This window comes from Bradyrhizobium sp. 1200_D9_N1_1 (assembly GCF_052075915.1).
Taxonomy (GTDB): Bacteria; Pseudomonadota; Alphaproteobacteria; order Rhizobiales; family Xanthobacteraceae; genus Bradyrhizobium; species Bradyrhizobium diazoefficiens.
This window is the reverse complement of the sequence record NZ_CP197226.1, coordinates 6,962,601-6,980,611: the sequence shown is the minus strand read 5'-3', so window position 1 is coordinate 6,980,611 and position 18,011 is coordinate 6,962,601. Positions and strand designations below refer to the sequence as shown.

Below are 18,011 nucleotides of genomic sequence, written 5' to 3'. Positions count from 1 at the left end.
CTCCCACAAGGGGAGAGGGCACTTCGACTGGCAGCGGCGTAGAAGTGCTACTCCGCGCTGCTCACCAGCTTGATCTTCGGTGCCTGCGCTTCCGTCAGGCTGCGATAGGCCGCGAGATAGTCCAGCGCCATTCGCCGAGCCGTGAAGCGCTTTTCGAACTGCTTGCGGATCGCCGCGCGGTCCAGTTGCGGAAGGCGCTTGACGACGCCGGCGGCGCTGATGATGTCCTCGACGACGAAGCCGGTCAGGCCCTCGTCGATGATCTCCGGCACCGAGCCGCGGTTGAAGGCGACGACCGGCGTTCCGCAGGCCATGGCTTCGATCATCACGAGGCCGAACGGCTCGGGCCAGTCGATCGGCAGCAGAAGTCCGAGCGCACCGCTCAAGAATTCCGACTTCTCGTGATCGCTGATCTCGCCGATGAACTCCACCAGCGGATTGTTCGCGATCATCGGCCGGATCAGCTCGTCGTAATAATCCTGGTCGGCGCGATCGACCTTGGCCGCGATCTTCAGCGGGATGCCGCAATGGGTCGCGATCTTGATGGCGCGGTCGACGCCCTTCTCCGGCGCGATGCGGCCGAGCACGGCGAGATATTCCTGCCTGGCCGGCTTCGGCGTCAGCAAGTTCTCCGGCAGGCCGTGATGGATCGTCGTCACCCAGTTCGCCTGCGGCACCGGCCGCCGCTGGGCGTTCGAGATCGAGATCACCGGCATCTTGGAGAAGATGTTGAACACCGGCTGATGCTCCGGCAGGTCGAGCCGGCCGTGCAGCGTGGTCAGGAACGGTGTGGGCTGCCGGTGGAACAGCGACCACGGATAATAATCGAGATGGAAGTGGAGGAAGTCGAACTCCTCGTCGTCACATTTCTGCCGCACGCGCTCGAGCAGCACCATGTGCAGCGCGTTGGGATCGCGCACGGAACCGTCGAGGCGAAGCGCCCGCGGCCAGAGGGCGTCCAGCTTCGCCGACGTCTGCGAGTCGCCGCTGGCGAACAGCGTCACGTCATGTCCCAGGGCCACCAGCTCTTCCGTCAACCAATGCACCACCCGCTCGGTGCCGCCATACAGCTTGGGTGGAACAGCCTCCGTCAACGGAGCTACCTGCGCGATGCGCATCTCGCCTTCTCCTCTGCGATCATGAACGTTGGAAACCCCCAACCTGTACGGCACCGGCCATGCCAGCGAAGGGAACGTTCCCGCACTTGCGAAGTTCCTCTCAACAAACGTTACATATTCGACACATCGCGCGCCTGTCTCGATGCTGCCATCTCCTCTTCGCAGATCGTCCGCATCCGCATGTCGTGATCGCCTGGCCCGGAACCCGGGCGAAGCGGTCGATGTTCAGTCGGCTGGTACAAAAAAACGCTAATCAACACGACGGGGCGATAGCCATATGGATCATCTTTCTGGATACGCGCGCAGGCCATTTGCCTTTGTCTTGCGCTATCTTCGGCGACGGCTTGCCTCGCACCTGGTGATCCTGACCGCTGTTGTTGCAGCCGTTGCCTGCTCGGTAGGCACGCAGTATGGCGTCAAATCCCTGGTCGACAGCCTGTCGGCGGGAACCGCGCATGGCGGCAGCGTATGGCTGGCATTCATTCTGCTCATGTCGCTGATCGCCGCCGACAACTTCCTGTGGCGGATCGCGAGCTGGACGGCGAGCTTTACGTTCGTTCGCGTCACCGGCGATCTGCGCCGGGACATCTTTCGCCATCTGACCGGACACGCGCCGAGCTACTTCTCCGATCGTATGCCTGGCATGCTGACCAGCCGTATCACGGCAACATCGAACGCGGTGTTCACGGTCGAGAACATGTTCGTCTGGAACGTGCTGCCGCCGTGCATTGCCACAATTGCGGCAATCATGCTGATTGGAACCGTCAGTCCCTACATGGCGCTCGGCCTGATCGTGGTCGCGGGCGGCATGGTGATTGCGATGTTCCATCTGGCCGCGGCCGGCAAGCCGCTGCATGACGACTTTGCCGACAAGGCCGCCGTCGTCGACGGCGAGATGATCGACGTCATCAGCAACATGCCGCTGGTCCGGGCCTTCTGCGGCATCAGCCACGAGCACGAGCGGTTCGATGCGACCGTGAATCGGGAACTCACCGCGCGCGGCCGCAGCCTGCGCTATCTGGAGAAGCTGCGGCTCACGCATGCCGGCGTGACCGTCGTGCTCACCATTGCGCTGATGGCCTGGGCGATCACGCTCTGGCAGGACGGTGAGGCGACGACCGGCGACGTCGTGCTGGTCTGCACCCTCGGCCTGTCCATTCTCAACGCGACGCGCGACCTCGCCGTGGCGCTGGTCGACGTGACCCAGCATGTCGCGCGCCTGACCGAGGCGATCGCGACGCTGCTGGTGCCGCACGACTTGCGCGATCACCCCGAGGCCGAGCCGCTGGTCAAGAGCGGCGCCGCGATCGCGTTCAACAACGTCACCTTCGGCTATCCCGGCGGCGAGAAGATTTTCGAGCGGTTCAGCCTGCGGCTCCAGCCCGGCCAGCGCGTTGGCCTGGTCGGCCAGTCCGGCGGCGGCAAGTCGACGCTGTTCACGCTGCTGCAGCGCTTCTACGACGTGGACGAAGGCAGCGTCACCGTCGACGGCCAGGACATCGCGATGGTGACCCAGCTCAGCCTGCGTGAAGCGATCTCCGTCGTGCCGCAGGACATTTCCCTGTTCCACCGCTCCATTCGCGAGAACATCCGCTACGGCCGGCCGAACGCGACCGACGACGAGGTGCTGCGCGCGGCGATCGCGGCGCGCTGCGATTTCATCGATAGCCTGCCGGAAGGTCTCGACACCATGGTTGGCGACCGCGGCGTCAAGATGTCCGGCGGTCAGCGCCAGCGCATCGCGATCGCACGGGCCTTCCTGAAGGACGCGCCGATCCTGCTGCTGGATGAGGCCACCGCGGCGCTCGACAGCGAATCCGAGGAGGCGATCCGCGAGGCGCTGACGCGCCTGATGCGTGGCCGCACCGTGATCGCGATCGCGCACCGCCTCGCGACCCTGCGCAATTTCGACCGCGTGATCGTATTGAAGGGTGGTAAGATCATCGAGGACGGCTCGCCCGAGCGTCTGATGCAGGGCCATGGGCCCTATCGGGAGCTGGTGACGCAGGAAATGAGCCGGCTCGCGCAAGCCGCCGCGTAAACCCGACAGTCGCGTTCGCGTTGGTTGCGTTTCCAAACAGGCGCAGGGGAGCAGCTCATGGCAGCCGAAGTCGTCACCAAGTTCGTCTCTGTGGCGCGGACCGTGGAGCAGGTCGCGGAGCAGCCGTTCTATATCCCGATGACGGGGCCGTCGGCGCGGCCGCGGCGCTCGCTCAAGCACGACGACACCTTCATCGTGCTCGACAGCCATGGCGACATCGGTGCATCGGCCGGCGGGCCGGACGGCCTGTTTCACCATGACACGCGCTACCTCGCGCGGCTGGAGCTCGTGCTCGACGATCTCCAGCCCCTGCTGCTCGGCTCCAACCTGCGTGACGACAATTCGGCGCTGACCGTCGATCTCACCAACCCCGACATCTACCGTCAGGGCGGCCTCGCGCTGCAAAAGGACCTGCTGCACATCGTGCGCACGATCTTCCTGTGGCGCGGCACCGCCTATCAGCGCATCGGCGTGCAGAACCACGGCGACCGGCCGGCCGGCTTCGAGCTGACGCTGCTGTTCGACAATGATTTTGCCGATCTGTTCGAGGTCCGCGGCGAGCGGCGCCCGCGCCGCGGGACCGGCGCCAGCCGCCTGCTCGGGCCGACCGACGTCCTGTTCGAATATCGTGGCCTCGACGATGCCGAGCGCACCACCGGCCTGCATTTCGACCCGCGTCCGACGCGACTGTCCGTCAACGCCGCCACTTGGCAGCTCGAGCTCGAACCGCATCAGTCGAAATCGCTGTTCGTGGCTGCGTCCTGTAACCGGCCGGTGGCGGAGAAGCCGACGCGCTTCTTCAGGGGTCTGCTGGCCCACCGCCGCGAGATGCGCCACTCGACCATGGGCGCGGCCAGCATCGAGACCTCCAACAACATCTTCAACGAGGTGCTGTGCCAGGCCATGGCCGACCTCAACATGCTGATGACGGAGACGCCGCAGGGCCGTTATCCCTATGCCGGCATTCCCTGGTACTCGACGACCTTCGGCCGCGACGGCCTGATCACGGCGCTCCAGATGCTCTGGGTGGACCCGCGGGTCGCCAAGGGCGTGCTGCGGCGGCTGGCGCATTTCCAGGCGAAGGCGATCGATCCGCTCGCCGATGCCGCGCCCGGAAAGATCCTGCACGAGATGCGCGGCGGCGAAATGGCGGCGCTGCGCGAGGTGCCGTTCTCGCAATACTACGGCAGCGTGGATTCGACCGCCTTGTTCGTGCTGCTCGCCGGAAGCTATTTCGAGCGCACCGGCGACGCGGCCACGTTGATCGAGCTGTGGCCCGCGATCGAGGCGGGGCTGGCGTGGATCGACGGTCCCGGCGATCCCGATCAGGACGGGTTCGTCGAATACCAGCGCGCGACCGAGAAGGGGCTGGCCAACCAGGGCTGGAAGGATTCCTACGATGCGATCTTCCATGCCGACGGCCGGCTCGCGGAGGGCAATATCGCCCTCGCCGAAGTCCAGGGCTACGTCTACGCGGCCAAGCAGCTTGCCGCGCGTTGCGCGCTGCGGCTCGGCAAGCCGGACCGCGTGCGCAAGCTCGAGGCCGAGGCCAAGGCGCTGGCCGCGCGTTTCGAGCAGGCGTTCTGGTGCGAGGAGCTCGGCACCTACGCGCTTGCCCTCGACGGCGACAAACGGCCCTGCAAGGTGCGGACCTCGAATGCCGGGCAGATCCTGTTCAGCGGCATGATCCGCGAGGACCGCGCCCGTCTCGTCGCCGCCGACCTGATGCAGCCGCATTTCTTCTCGGGGTGGGGCATCCGCACGGTCGCGCAGGGCGAGGTGCGCTACAATCCGATGTCCTATCATGACGGCTCGATCTGGCCGCACGACAACGCGCTGATTGCGCTCGGGCTCGCGCGCTACGGGCTCAAGCATTCGGTGGCGCATGTCTTCAAGGGGCTGTTCGACGCCGCGACCTACATGGATCTGCGCCGGCTGCCCGAATTGTTCTGCGGCTTCCGGCGCGAGAAGCGGCGCGGCCCGACGCTCTATCCGGTCGCCTGCGCGCCGCAAGCCTGGGCCAGCGCGACGCCGTTCACGCTGCTGGAGGCGGCGCTGGGCATCGAGTTCGACGTGGCGCGCGGCGAGATCCGCCTGCGCAATCCGCATCTGCCGGCGTTTCTGAACGAGGTCATCGTGCGCGATCTGCGTCTGGGCGAGTCCAGCGTGGACCTGCGCGTCAGCCGCCACGGCGAAGACGTGGCGCTGGAGGTATTGCGCACGCGCGGACAGATCCAGGTGTCGATCGTGCTGGCGCGCTGACGGCGCGCCGCGAGGAGGGTTCATGCGTACCGCCGGATGGTTGGCCTTGAGCGTCGCGATCGTCGCGGGATGGACGGTCGCGGTATCGCGTGCCGCGGAGGAACAGCCCGTGGCGCCAAGTACACCGCGAAGCGAAGCGAACGCGCCGGCGACGGCCCAGCCGCCGGCCTCGGCGGTGCAAGTCACGCCGAAGGATGCCGCGCCGCCGCCGTCGGTGACCATCATCGGCGCGAGCGATGCGCACGGCGTGCTCGGCCGCGACGTGCTCAGCGCCGCGAACGAGGACATGGGCCGCATCGTCGACGTCATCGTCGATCGGAGCGGGCACGTGCGTGCCGCCGTGATCGATTTCGGCGGCTTCCTCGGCGTCGGCAGCCGCAAGATCGTGGTGGACTGGAACGCGATGCGGTTCGGCAAGATCGCCAACAAGAAGGACAGCATCACGCTGGAATTGACCAAGGCGCAGGTTGCGGCCGCGCCGGAATACAAGGAAGACACGCCGATGGTGGTGCTCGGCGCATCCGGGAGCCTGCAACCGCTGCAAGCGATTCAGTGAGGCGCGGGGAGGGATGGCCGCCGGTGCTGTTGTCGAGAAAGCCGAACCAAGCAGCCGAGGATCGCGCTCGCGGCGTTGAACAGGACAACGTTGCAGCGCCGTCGGCCGCAGGTCTTCCGGCACCGTCGCGCCGGAGCCTGCGCGGCCTCGACTGGTTCATCTTCTTCCTCGCCGACGTGCAGACCGGCTTCGGTCCCTTCATCGCGGTCTATCTGACGACGGAGAAATGGACGCAGGGCCAGATCGGCCTCGTGCTGTCGATTGGCGGCATCGTCGCCCTGATCGGGCAGATGCCGGGCGGGGCGATCATCGACGCGGCAAAATCCGAGCGGCTGGTCGCCGCCCTTGCCATCGCGACCATCGGCGGCTGCGCGCTCGCCTATGCCGCCATGCCGATCTTCCCCGTGGTCGTGACCGCCGCGACGCTGCATGCGGCGGCGAGCTGCGTGCTGGGCCCGGCGATCGCCGCGATCAGCCTCGGCCTCGTCGGTCCGCTCGCGATCGGCGAGCGGCTCGGCCGCAACGCGCGGTTTGCCTCCCTCGGCAATGGCGTTGCCGCCGCCGTGATGGGCACGGCCGGCTATCTGCTGTCGAGCCGCTCGGTCTTCCTGGTCACGTTCCTGCTCGCGATCCCCACCCTGATCGCGCTGTCGCGCATCCGCGAGGAGGAGGTCGACATCGCGCGCTGCCACGGCGAGATGCCGCGCGAGGCGCAGGATCGCGGCGACACCAATGTCTGGCATCTGATCCGGCAGCGGCCGCTGATCGTCTTCGCGCTCAGTGTGCTGTTGTTGCAGCTCGCAAACGCCGCGATGATGCCGCTGATGGCGAGCGCGGTGACGGCGCGGTCGAGCCAGTGGGCGACGGTGCTGGTCGCCTTTTGCATCGTCGTCCCGCAGGCGATCGTGGCGCTATTGTCGCCAACCGTCGGGCGCAAGGCGCAAGCGTGGGGCCGCAGGCCGCTGCTGCTGATCGGATTCGGCGCGCTGGTGATCCGCGGCCTGCTGTTCGCGACCGTGCGCGATCCATATCTGCTGGTCGCGGTGCAGGTGTTCGACGGCATCACCGCGGCGGTGTTCGCGGTGATGATTCCGCTGATCGTCGCCGACGTCGCCTTCGGCAGCGGTCACTTCAATCTGGCGCAGGGCATCGTCGGCACCGCGACCGGGATCGGTGCGTCGCTGAGCACGGCGCTCGGCGGCTATGTCAGCGACAAGTTCGGCAACGCCACCGCCTTCATCGGCCTGTCCGGCGTTGCCGCGACAGGGCTCCTTTTGATCCTCCTCGTGATGCCGGAGACCCGGCGCACCACGCTCTGAACCGCAAAAGAAATGGCCGGCCGAAACGGGTTCGGCCGGCCAAGTGGGTGGGGAGGAAGACGATCAGGCGTCGAGATTGTGCAGGCGCTGGCGGTTGCGCAGCACGATCTGGCGGGCGCCGGAGAAGCCGAGAATGCCCTGGGTGTGAAGCTGCGACAGCGCGCGCGACACGGTTTCGAGGGTGAGGCCGAGATAGTCGCCGATATCGCGGCGGCACATCGGCAGCGCCATCATGCCGGCAACGGCGAGACGGCGGTCCATTTCGAGCAGGAAGGTCGCGACGCGCTCCATCGCGGTCTTGCGGCCGAGCAGCAGCATGTGATCCTCGGCGTGGCGAAGTTCGCCGGCGGTCATCGCCCAGAGCTTGCGGGCAACCTGCACGTCGATGCCGGCGGCCTTCTCGAGGCTCGAGCGTTTCACGAGGCGCACGCTGGTGTCGATGATGGCTTCGGCGGCAAGACGGTGGCTGGGGCCGGATTCGAGGCCGAACACGTCGCCGGGAAGATGGAAGGCGCCGATCTGGCGGCGGCCGTCGGAGAGAAGCTTGTAGCTGCGCACGGCCCCGGTGACGACCTGGTAGACATATTCGGCCGGCTCGTCCTCGCCATAGATCTCCTCGTCCTTGCGGTAGGAGAATTCGGTGGCGACGAGGCCAACATGGCCCGTGATCGCACCGAACTGGTCGGACACCTGATGGGGCGGGGCAATCTTGCCACCGATTTGGGTGTTGATCACCTGGGTCTTGAGTGTCTGGGTCAGCATCTGCGCCATCTCCGTTGTGATGACGCATTGGTACGCGGTATCGGGAGGTTCGAAAATTTCGAGCGATATCTTAAGGGGGGTGCCTTACGTAGAACCCCGTAGGTCATGCCCGAGGCCGGTCCTGGATGGCGCGGCGGATACGCTTGAGCAGGTTTTCGTCGAGAAGCGGCTTCAAAACCACGTCTTTTACGCCGGCCGCGGCGGCCCGGGTCGAGATGTTTTCGTCCGGATAGCCGGTGATCAGGATCACGGGCGTTTCGCCGTCCGATTTACGCAGGCGGCTGGCGAGCTCGATTCCATTGATGTCGGGCATCTTGTAGTCGATCACGTAGCAGTCGGCCCCGGGCGCGCCGCCGGCATTGAGCAGCGCCGTGCCGCTCCTGAAGGTCCGCACGGCAAAGCCGTCGGTTTCCAGCAGGAACCGCAGGGATCCCAGGACTGCGGCGTCATCATCGACCACAAAGACGGTGGGTTTTGTGGAGGACGGCAGCCGCTCGTGATGTGAACTGACCTCGATCATGCTGCATGGCTAGCACAGCATCCGGCAAGGGCCTTGACTTGGCTCAATCGTTGAGCATGCCGGCGCGCATCGCGAGGCGAACCAGCTCCGAAAGGCTGTTGGCCTGCATCTTGGTCATGACGTTGGCCCGATACACCTCGATGGTGCGCGGGCTGATGTCGTACTCGCGGGCGATCAGCTTGTTGGAAAGGCCGGCGATCAGCCCTTCCATGACCTGGCGCTCCCTGGGGCTCAACGAGGCGACGCGGGCGGCGATATCCTGCGCGACGGCCTCGCTCTTGGCGGCCGGCTCGGCCTGGCGGATCGCCGATTCGATCATGGCGGTGAGGCGGTCGTCCTCGAAAGGCTTTTCCAGAAAGTCGACCGCCCCTAACTTCATCGCCTCGACCGCGAGCGGCACGTCGCCGTGACCGGTCATGATGAGGATCGGAAAGGGGCTTTGCTGCGCCTTCATCCGCTTCAACAGCTCGATGCCGTCAAGGCCCGGCATGCGCACGTCGGAGACGACGCAGCCGAAGGAGAGACCCGGCAGGGCGTCGAGAAAGGCTTGCGCGTCGTCAAACAGCGTGACGCCGAAGCCGGCAGAATCCAGCAGGAAATTCAGCGAATCCCGCATCGCCGCGTCGTCGTCGATGACGTAGATATGTCCCTTGGTCGTCATGCATCAATTCTCGTCGGCTGCCGGGAGGGTGAAGCGGAAGGTCGCCCCGCCCGATGCGTTGCTCTCGGCCCACATGCGCCCGCCGTGAGCTTCGATGATCGAGCGGCTGATGGACAGTCCCACGCCCATGCCGGTGTCCTTGGTGGTGAAGAAAGTCTGAAACAGGTTCGGAATGACGTCGTCCTGGAAACCGCTGCCGGTGTCGGACACTTCGACCTCGATCATGTCGTCGGCGGCGGGGGTGTTGGTGACGACGAGCTCGCGTCGCTGCGACTGAGCCATCGCTTCCAGCGCGTTGCGGAACAGGTTGACCAGGACCTGCTGGATCTGCACCCGGTCGGCGAGAACGAGATCGGCGCCCGGATCGAGACTGAAGCGGAGCTGCACGTTCTGCTCGCGCGCGCCGGCAAGCCCGAGCGCGCCGGCCTCCTCGATCAGCTTGGAGAGACTCTCGACCCGCTTCTCCGATTCGCCGCGGGCAACGAAGTCGCGCAGGCGCCGGATGATCTGGCCGGCGCGCAGCGCCTGCTCGGCGGCGCGGTCCAGGGCGCTTTCGACCTTCGGTGTGTTCGGATCACTGCTGCCGGCAAGCAGCCGCCGCGAGCCCTTCATGTAGTTGCTGATCGCCGCCAGCGGCTGGTTGAGCTCGTGCGCGAGCGCGGACGCCATTTCGCCCATGGCGCTCAGCCTGGAGACGTGGACGAGCTCGGATTGCAGTTCCTGGAGACGCGCCTGGGTCTGCTGGTGCTCGGTGAGATCGCGGACGAAACCGGTAAAATAGGGCTCGCCGCCGGACTGCATCTCGCCGATCGACAGGTGCATCGGGAAGGTGGTGCCGTCGCGGCGCTTGCCGGTCACGATGCGCCCGATGCCGATGATGTGGGGATCGCTCGTGGTGCGGTAACGCGAAATGTAGCTGTCATGCCGGGAGCGGTCGGGCTCCGGCATCAGGATGTTGACGTTCTGGCCGATCGCCTCGAGCTCGGACCAGCCGAACAGGCGCTCGGCGGCGGTGCTGAACAGCTGGATGATGCCGTGGCCGTCGATGACGATCATGGCGTCGGGAATTGTGTGGAGGATCGAGCGGAGGTGGGTCTCGCGGGTACGGAGCGCACCCTCGACCTGCTTCTCCTCGTCGATATCGAGAAAGATGCCGCTGAGATGGCGGGCGGTGCCGGCTTCGTCCCGAATGAGTCCGGCCCGGGCGCGAATCCACTGTCCTGCGTTGGAGGTGCCGGCGACCCTGAAGGACACGTCGAAGCCGCCACCGCGTTCGGAGACGCGCTTGATCGCGCTCTCCACGCGCTCGCGGTCGTCGGGCTCGAGGCGTGACAGGAAGAGGTCGTAGCTCGCCGGCTGGTCCTGCCCGATTCCGAGCAGGGTCCGCGCGGTATCCGACCAGTCCAGCGCCCAGGTCTTGAGGTCGAGATCCCAGGTGCCGACGCCGAATCCCTCGATCCTGACCCGGAAATGCTCGCCCCGGCCGTCATCCGGCGGATGCGTTACGCGGGTCGGCGCCAAGGTGTCACTCCCATTCTCGTGCCACGGGCCCAGGTGCCGCAACCACGGCGGTAATTTCGCTCAAGCCCGGGCCGGAGGCAAGTTCGGATGTTTGATTCCATTGGCGTAATGCCGGTGGTCCCGGGTGGGCGACGGTTTGATCTATCTCATCCTGCCTCGCGCTGGCACAGCTAGATTTCATAGCAGTTCATTGCCCGGAGAATTCTAATGACATACGCGACCGTGATGGTCAGCTTGGCGCTCGACCAGTCCAACGAGGCGCGTCTTCAGGTCGCGGGCGAGCTCGCCGAGCGATTCGAGGCCGCCATCGTCGGGGTTGCCGCGGCGCAGTTCGCCCCGCCGCTCTATTTCACCGACGGCGCCGCCGCCCAGGGACTGATCGACGAGGGCGAAGCGTCCGTCAGGCGACGGCTGGCGGCTCTGGAGGCGCAATTCCGCGCGGCCACCAGGAATCGCGGCGGGCATGCCGAGTGGCGCAGCGCCATGGATTTTCCGGCGCGATTCGCCCTGGCGCAGGCGCGCTGCGCCGACATCGTCGTCAGCGGCGGGCAGAGCCCGGCCTTCTCCGACGCTTTCGCGCTCGCAAGCCCCAAGGATCTGGTGATGCAGGCCGGCCGCCCGCTTCTCGTCGTCCCCGATGGGGCCAACTGGCTCGACCTGCGCAGCGTGCTGGTGGCCTGGAAGGATACGCCGGAGGCACGGCGGGCGGTGGCGGACGCGCTGCCGATGCTGCGCAAGGCGAGGGACGTCACCATCGCTGCAATTCCGGAGCGCGACGACGACCGCTCGGTTGTGATGGCCGGCGTCACCGACGTTGCCGCCTGGCTCGCCCGTCACGGCGTCACCGCGACCGCGCGCGTCTCGGAGGCTGCGGGAGACGAACCCGCCGCCGCGCAATTGGAGCAGGTCGCCGGCGACGTCGGAGCCGGCCTGATCGTTGCGGGCGCCTATGGACATTCGCGGTTTCGCGAGCTGATCCTGGGAGGCGTCACCCAGTATCTGGTCACTCAATCCGCCCGTAGCGTGTTGCTGTCGCACTGACGGCCGTTCGGCCAAAAGCTATTCGAGGAGGACGCGCCGTGTACAGATTTCTTGAGCAGACCGTCGACGGCTACATGACGCGCAACGTCAAGACGGTGCAACGTGACATCGACATGCTCGAGCTCAGCGAGATGTTCGAGCGCGACGATTTCAACTCCTATCCGGTCGAGGACGACGGACAGGTGGTCGGCATCGTCACCAAGTTCGACATCCTGAAATGCTTCGCCTTCACGCCGAGCCAGATGCTGCCGCGCTATCATGACCTGATGAGCCGCAAGATCGGCGACGTCATGACGCCGGAGTTCATCTATGTCAGCCCCGACACGCGGCTGACGCGCGTGCTCCAGATCATGGTCGAGCACCGCATCAGGAGCATCATCGTGCTCGACGGCGCGCAGAAGCTCGTCGGCATCATCGCCCGCGAGGACGTCATCGCGGCGCTCAAGGCGACCGCGCGCGACTGACGGGGTCTCCAGTTCCCGCGATTTCAAACTCCGTGATTTCACGGAAGCGATCGGTCGCCGCGCGCGCGGCGCCGGCCGCAGGCGATTGATATGGCTCTCTGATCCGCGAAAGCCTCACATTAACAGAAATCCACCTATCTTGATTTCAATCAATTCCCCGCGAGGGTGAATGTGGTTTCTGGCGCTGTGTTCTTTCAGAGAGAATCCGCATGAGCCAGCCCTCCATCTCCAAATCCATGACCATCGGTGAAAGCGGCCTGGCTGTCGTGTTCGCAGCCACCGCCTTCCTCTGCGTGATCGCCGCGGCCAAGGCGCTCGACGCGCCCTTCGCCTTCCACGCCGCGCTCAGCGCGGCGGCGAGCGTGGCGGCGGTGTTCTGCATCGTCAACCGCTACTTCGAGCGCCCGGCGGCGCTGCCGCCGGCGGAGATCAACGGCCGTCCCAACTACAACATGGGGCCGATCAAGTTCTCCTCCTTCATGGCGATGTTCTGGGGCATTGCCGGCTTCCTCGTCGGCCTCATCATCGCCTCGCAGCTGGCCTGGCCTGCGCTGAACTTCGATCTGCCCTGGATCAGTTTCGGCCGCCTGCGTCCGCTGCACACCTCTGCCGTGATCTTCGCCTTCGGCGGCAACGTGCTGATCGCGACATCCTTCTACGTCGTGCAGAAGTCCTGCCGCGTGCGCCTTGCCGGCGATCTCGCGCCCTGGTTCGTCGTGGTCGGCTACAACTTCTTCATCCTGGTCGCGGGCACCGGCTATCTGCTCGGCGTCACCCAGTCGAAGGAATATGCCGAGCCGGAATGGTACGCCGATCTCTGGCTGACCATCGTCTGGGTGGTCTATCTGCTCGTCTTCCTCGCCACCATCATCAAGCGCAAGGAACCGCACATCTTCGTCGCGAACTGGTTCTATCTGGCCTTCATCGTGACGATCGCGGTGCTGCATCTCGGCAACAACCCCGCGCTTCCCGTCTCGGCGTTCGGCTCGAAGTCCTACGTCGCCTGGGGCGGCATCCAGGATGCGATGTTCCAGTGGTGGTACGGCCATAACGCGGTCGGCTTCTTCCTGACCGCCGGCTTCCTCGCCATCATGTACTACTTCATCCCGAAGCGGGCCGAGCGGCCGATCTATTCCTACCGCCTGTCGATCATCCACTTCTGGGCGCTGATCTTCCTCTACATCTGGGCAGGTCCGCACCATCTGCACTACACGGCGCTGCCCGACTGGACGCAGACGCTCGGCATGACCTTCTCGATCATGCTGTGGATGCCCTCCTGGGGCGGCATGATCAACGGCCTGATGACGCTGTCGGGCGCCTGGGACAAGCTGCGCACCGACCCCGTGCTGCGCATGCTCGTGGTCTCCGTCGCCTTCTACGGCATGTCGACCTTCGAAGGCCCGATGATGTCGATCAAGGTGGTCAACTCGCTCAGCCACTACACCGACTGGACCATCGGCCACGTCCACTCCGGCGCGCTGGGCTGGGTCGGCTTCGTCTCCTTCGGCGCGCTGTATTGCCTGGTGCCGTGGGCCTGGAATCGCAAGGGCCTCTACAGCCTGAAGCTCGTCAACTGGCACTTCTGGGTCGCGACCCTCGGCATCGTTCTCTACATCTCGGCGATGTGGGTGTCCGGCATCCTCCAGGGCCTGATGTGGCGCGCCTACACCTCGCTCGGCTTCCTCGAATATTCCTTCATCGAGACCGTCGAGGCGATGCATCCCTTCTACATCATCCGTGCTGCCGGCGGCGGGCTGTTCCTGATCGGCGCGCTGATCATGGCCTACAATCTCTGGATGACCGTTCGCGTCGGCGAGGCGGAAGTCCAGATGCCCGTCGCTCTTCAGCCGGCGGAATGAGGAGCTAAAGCAATGTCGTTCTGGACACGCCACCAAGTCTTCGAAAAGAACTCGATCATCCTGATCGTCGGCATCCTCTTGGTGATCGCGATCGGCGGCCTCGTCGAGATCACTCCGTTGTTCTACCTCAAGAGCACGATCGAGAAGGTCGATGGAGTGAGGCCCTATACGCCGCTGGAGCTCGCCGGCCGCAACGTCTACGTCCGCGAAGGCTGCTATCTCTGCCATTCGCAGATGATCCGGCCGCTGCGCGACGAAGTCGAGCGCTACGGCCACTTCTCGCTGGCCGCCGAGAGCATGTTCGACCATCCGTTCCAGTGGGGCTCCAAGCGCACCGGTCCGGACCTCGCCCGCGTCGGCGCCAAGTACTCCGACGACTGGCACGTCACCCATCTGACCAACCCGCGCGCGATCGTGCCGCAGTCGGTGATGCCGGGATATCCGTTCCTCAGCGCAACCGAGGTCGATCCGGACACCATCGCCGACCATATGCGTACGCTGAGGACCGTCGGCGTGCCCTACACGGACGACCAGATCGCCAACGCGAGCGCCGATCTGAAGGCCCAGGCCGATCCGGACAATGCCGGCGCCGACGCCTTCAACAAGCGCTACGCCAAGGCCGTGGTGCGCAACTTCGACGGCAAGACCGGCACGCCGACCGAGATGGACGCGCTGATCGCGTATCTGCAGATGCTCGGCACGCTGGTCGACTTCAAGATCTACAACGAGAAAGCCAATCTTCGCTGAGAAGGCATCAACGATGAAAGCCATCCTGACCCTCGACAATCTCGCGTCCGGTCTCGTGACCACGATCTGGACGCCGGTGTTCGTCGCGATCTTTCTCGCGATCATCGCCTACGCATTTTGGCCCCGTAACAAGGCTGCGTTCGACGAAGCAGCACACCTGCCGTTGCGGGAGGAGTGAGAGACCATGACCGATCATAGCGAATTCGATTCTGTCTCCGGCAAGACGACGACCGGACATGAGTGGGACGGCATCAAGGAGCTCAACACGCCGCTGCCGCGCTGGTGGGTGATCTGCTTCTACCTCACCATCGTCTGGGCGATCGGCTACTGGATCGTGTATCCGGCCTGGCCGCTGATCTCCAGCAACACCACGGGCTTGTTCGGCTACTCCTCGCGCGCCGACGTCGCGGTCGAGCTCGCCAATCTCGAGAAGATCAGGGGCGACAAGATGGCGGCGCTCGGCGCGGCCTCGCTCGCCGACGTCGAGAAGGACCCGGCCCTGCTGGCGCTTGCGCGCGCCAAGGGCAAGACCGTGTTCGGCGACAATTGCGCGCCGTGCCACGGCTCCGGCGGCGCCGGCGCCAAGGGCTTCCCGAACCTGAACGACGACGACTGGCTGTGGGGCGGCACGCTCGACCAGATCATGCAGACCATCCAGTTCGGCGCGCGTTCCGGCCACGCCAAGACGCATGAGGGCCAGATGCTCGCCTTCGGCAAGGACGGCGTGCTGAAGGGTGACGAGATCGTCACGGTCGCCAATTACGTGCGGTCGCTGTCGGGGCTGCCGACCCGCAAGGGTTACGACGCCGCCAAGGGCGAGAAGATCTTCGTCGAGAATTGCGTCGCCTGCCACGGCGATGGCGGCAAGGGCAACCAGGAAATGGGCGCACCGAACCTGACCGACAAGATCTGGCTCTATGGCTCGGACGAGGCTGCCCTGATCGAAACCATCAGCCAGGGCCGCGCCGGCGTCATGCCGGCCTGGGAAGGGCGGCTGGATCCCTCCACCATCAAGGCGATGGCGGTCTACGTCCACTCGCTGGGCGGTGGAAAATAGCAGATCCGCGGCAAACGGGGGCGAACAAAAGTGCCCCCGTTTGAGCTGGATCAACGGACGCGGCGACGTCGGGTCTAGGTTTAATCGCACCTCCTCGAAAAGTTTCAGGCGATGAACAAGACCGTGAACCCGAAAGACCTCACATCGGAAGATGACGTCGGGCCGCTCTACGCAGCCCGCAAGAAGGTCTATCCCCAGAGCGTCTCCGGCACGTTCCGCCGGATCAAATGGGGCCTGATGGCGTTCTGCCTCGGCGTTTACTACTTCCTGCCGTTCGTGCGCTGGAATCGCGGCCTTGGCGCGCCCAGCCAGGCGGTGCTGATCGATCTTCCCAACAGCCGCTTCTATTTCTTCTTCATCGAGCTGTGGCCGCAGGAGGTCTACTACTTCACCGGCCTGCTGATCGTCGCTGCGGTGGCGCTGTTTTTGATGAACTCCATCGGCGGCCGGATCTGGTGCGGCTATCTCTGTCCGCAGACCGTCTGGACCGACCTGTTCTACGCCGTCGAACGCCTGATCGAAGGCGACCGCCGCGAGCGGATGAAGAAGGACAAATCGTCCGACCCGATGAAGCTCGAGCGCATCTCCGAGATCGTGCTCAAGCATTCGATCTGGCTGCTGATCGCCTGGTGGACCGGCGGCGCCTGGGTGCTCTATTTCAACGACGCGCCGACCCTGGTGAAGGAGCTCGTGACCTTCCAGGGGCCGATGATCGCCTATATCTGGATCGGCATCCTCACCGCAACGACCTATCTGCTGGCCGGCTACATGCGCGAGCAGGTCTGCACCTATATGTGCCCGTGGCCGCGGATCCAGGCAGCGCTCACCGACGAATGGGCGCTCAACGTCACCTACCGCTACGACCGCGGCGAGAAGCGCACCTCGGTGAAGAAGGCGGCCGAGCTGCGCGCGCTCGGCCAGCAGGTCGGCGATTGCGTCGATTGCTACCAGTGCGTCGCGGTGTGCCCGACCGGCATCGACATCCGCAACGGACCGCAGATGGAATGCATCCAGTGCGGCCTCTGCATCGACGCCTGCGACAACGTGATGACCAAGATCGGCCGGCCGAAGCGGCTGATCGGCTATGACAACGACATCAACATCCATCGCCGCCAGGAAGGCAAGGCGCCGATCTATCGGATCGTCCGGGCGCGCACCGTGGTCTACAGCGCGATCATCGCGGCCATCGGCGGCTTCATGATCTACACGCTGGCGACGCGCAGCCTGCTCGACGTCAACGTGCTGCACGACCGCAATCCGGTCGCGGTCAAGCTCAGCGACGGCTCGATCCGCAACGCCTACACGGTTCGGCTGCTGAACAAGAGCGGCTACGACCGCGTCATCGCGATCGACGCGAACGGGCCGGCCAATTTGACGGTTCACGTCATCGGCGTCGATTCGGTGACGCCGGACCGTCCGATGATCGTGATCCCCCGCGACTCCACCAGCGAGCTGCGCCTGCTGGTCACCGCGCCGGCGGAGACCAATCCCGAGAAGTCGATCCCGGTTCGCTTCCACGTCACCGATATCGGGCTGGGCGAGGTCGCGTCCGCCACCGACAATTTCGTCGCGCCCTAGGATCAGGAGACAGCCATGGCCTCCAAGCCGCTGACCGGAACAAAAGTCTTCCTGATGTTGGTCGCCTTCTTCGGCGTCGTGATCGGTGTCAACGTGACCATGATGAAGCTCGCGATCGCGACGCTGCCCGGCACCGACGTCGACAGCCCCTATGCCGCGGGTCTCACCTATGATCGCGAGATCTCGGCGGCGCAGGACCAGGCCGCGCGCAAATGGAAGGTCAACGCCCATATCGAGCGCGCTACCGATGGCGGCGCCGTGCTTCAGGTCGAGGCACGCGATGCCAGCGGCCAGCCGGTGTCCGGATTGAAGTTCGGCGGCCGGCTCGAGCGGCCGACCGACAAGCGCGCCGATCTTTCGGTCGAGCTCTCGGAGGCAGGCATCGGCATCTATCGCGGCAATGCCGCCTCCGTCGCGCCGGGCCAGTGGGATCTGGTGATCGAGGGCGAGGCGCGGGGGACGCGCGTATTCCTGTCGCGCAACCGCGTGATCCTGAACTGAGGAC

The 18,011-nt window shown here is 65.3% G+C and carries 17 protein-coding genes; 12 read left to right on the top strand and 5 right to left on the bottom strand.

Annotated features, from left to right (window positions below; genetic code table 11):
* Positions 1-47: 47 nt before the first annotated feature.
* On the bottom strand, positions 48-1,118 hold the full coding sequence (locus AB5K84_RS33365; protein WP_028174754.1) for a glycosyltransferase family 4 protein: 1,071 nt from the start codon (positions 1,116-1,118) through the stop codon (positions 48-50).
* 277 nt (positions 1,119-1,395) lie between these two features.
* On the opposite strand from AB5K84_RS33365, the gene AB5K84_RS33360 reads away from it, so the two are divergent.
* The 4 genes from AB5K84_RS33360 to AB5K84_RS33345 are packed head-to-tail and all read left to right on the top strand — an operon-like array spanning position 1,396 to position 7,296.
* Entirely contained in the window at positions 1,396-3,159 is a 1,764-nt protein-coding gene (locus AB5K84_RS33360; RefSeq protein WP_011085538.1) for an ABC transporter ATP-binding protein, read from the top strand.
* Positions 3,160-3,216: 57 nt separating this feature from the next.
* Positions 3,217-5,421: an amylo-alpha-1,6-glucosidase gene (locus AB5K84_RS33355; protein WP_011085539.1), complete on the top strand. Its 2,205-nt coding sequence runs from the start codon at positions 3,217-3,219 to the stop codon at positions 5,419-5,421.
* A 22-nt stretch (positions 5,422-5,443) separates the two neighbouring features.
* Entirely contained in the window at positions 5,444-5,977 is a 534-nt protein-coding gene (locus tag AB5K84_RS33350) for a PRC-barrel domain-containing protein (protein ID WP_028174756.1), read from the top strand.
* A 23-nt stretch (positions 5,978-6,000) separates the two neighbouring features.
* Positions 6,001-7,296 carry an MFS transporter gene (locus AB5K84_RS33345; RefSeq protein ID WP_038965827.1) on the top strand — a complete coding sequence of 432 codons (1,296 nt, stop codon included), beginning with the start codon at positions 6,001-6,003 and terminating at the stop codon, positions 7,294-7,296.
* Positions 7,297-7,359: 63 nt separating this feature from the next.
* On the opposite strand, the gene AB5K84_RS33340 is transcribed toward AB5K84_RS33345, so the two are convergent.
* The 4 genes from AB5K84_RS33340 to fixL all read right to left on the bottom strand — a co-directional run bounded on the left by AB5K84_RS33340 (position 7,360) and on the right by fixL (position 10,760).
* Positions 7,360-8,058, bottom strand: a complete 699-nt coding sequence (locus tag AB5K84_RS33340) for a helix-turn-helix domain-containing protein (RefSeq protein ID WP_028174758.1) — start codon at positions 8,056-8,058, stop codon at positions 7,360-7,362.
* Positions 8,059-8,161: 103 nt separating this feature from the next.
* Positions 8,162-8,578, bottom strand: coding sequence for a response regulator (locus AB5K84_RS33335; protein ID WP_011085543.1), 417 nt, complete (start codon positions 8,576-8,578; stop codon positions 8,162-8,164).
* Positions 8,579-8,621: 43 nt separating this feature from the next.
* Positions 8,622-9,239 (bottom strand): response regulator FixJ, encoded by a 618-nt coding sequence (gene fixJ / locus AB5K84_RS33330; protein WP_011085544.1) that lies wholly within the window; start codon positions 9,237-9,239, stop codon positions 8,622-8,624.
* 3 nt (positions 9,240-9,242) lie between these two features.
* Positions 9,243-10,760: a sensor protein FixL gene (fixL, locus tag AB5K84_RS33325; protein ID WP_011085545.1), complete on the bottom strand. Its 1,518-nt coding sequence runs from the start codon at positions 10,758-10,760 to the stop codon at positions 9,243-9,245.
* A 207-nt stretch (positions 10,761-10,967) separates the two neighbouring features.
* Here fixL and AB5K84_RS33320 point away from each other — a divergent pair, with 207 nt between their 5' ends.
* The 8 genes from AB5K84_RS33320 (at position 10,968) to AB5K84_RS33285 (ending at position 18,007) form a co-directional block, all read left to right on the top strand.
* Positions 10,968-11,801: a universal stress protein gene (locus AB5K84_RS33320; RefSeq protein ID WP_011085546.1), complete on the top strand. Its 834-nt coding sequence runs from the start codon at positions 10,968-10,970 to the stop codon at positions 11,799-11,801.
* 38 nt (positions 11,802-11,839) lie between these two features.
* Positions 11,840-12,265, top strand: a complete 426-nt coding sequence (locus tag AB5K84_RS33315) for a CBS domain-containing protein (protein WP_011085547.1) — start codon at positions 11,840-11,842, stop codon at positions 12,263-12,265.
* Between the two features lie 209 nt (positions 12,266-12,474).
* Complete coding sequence (ccoN, locus tag AB5K84_RS33310; RefSeq protein WP_011085548.1) at positions 12,475-14,124, top strand: cytochrome-c oxidase, cbb3-type subunit I; 1,650 nt, start codon at positions 12,475-12,477, stop codon at positions 14,122-14,124.
* Positions 14,125-14,136: 12 nt separating this feature from the next.
* On the top strand, positions 14,137-14,871 hold the full coding sequence (gene ccoO, locus AB5K84_RS33305) for a cytochrome-c oxidase, cbb3-type subunit II (protein ID WP_011085549.1): 735 nt from the start codon (positions 14,137-14,139) through the stop codon (positions 14,869-14,871).
* A gap of 13 nt (positions 14,872-14,884) precedes the next feature.
* Positions 14,885-15,049, top strand: coding sequence for a CcoQ/FixQ family Cbb3-type cytochrome c oxidase assembly chaperone (locus AB5K84_RS33300; protein ID WP_015687703.1), 165 nt, complete (start codon positions 14,885-14,887; stop codon positions 15,047-15,049).
* Positions 15,050-15,055: 6 nt separating this feature from the next.
* Complete coding sequence (gene ccoP / locus AB5K84_RS33295) at positions 15,056-15,928, top strand: cytochrome-c oxidase, cbb3-type subunit III (RefSeq protein WP_011085551.1); 873 nt, start codon at positions 15,056-15,058, stop codon at positions 15,926-15,928.
* Between the two features lie 111 nt (positions 15,929-16,039).
* A complete protein-coding gene (gene ccoG, locus AB5K84_RS33290) occupies positions 16,040-17,506 on the top strand; it encodes a cytochrome c oxidase accessory protein CcoG (protein ID WP_011085552.1) in 1,467 nt (488 codons plus the stop codon).
* A 15-nt stretch (positions 17,507-17,521) separates the two neighbouring features.
* On the top strand, positions 17,522-18,007 hold the full coding sequence (locus AB5K84_RS33285; RefSeq protein WP_011085553.1) for a FixH family protein: 486 nt from the start codon (positions 17,522-17,524) through the stop codon (positions 18,005-18,007).
* Positions 18,008-18,011 lie beyond the last annotated feature (4 nt).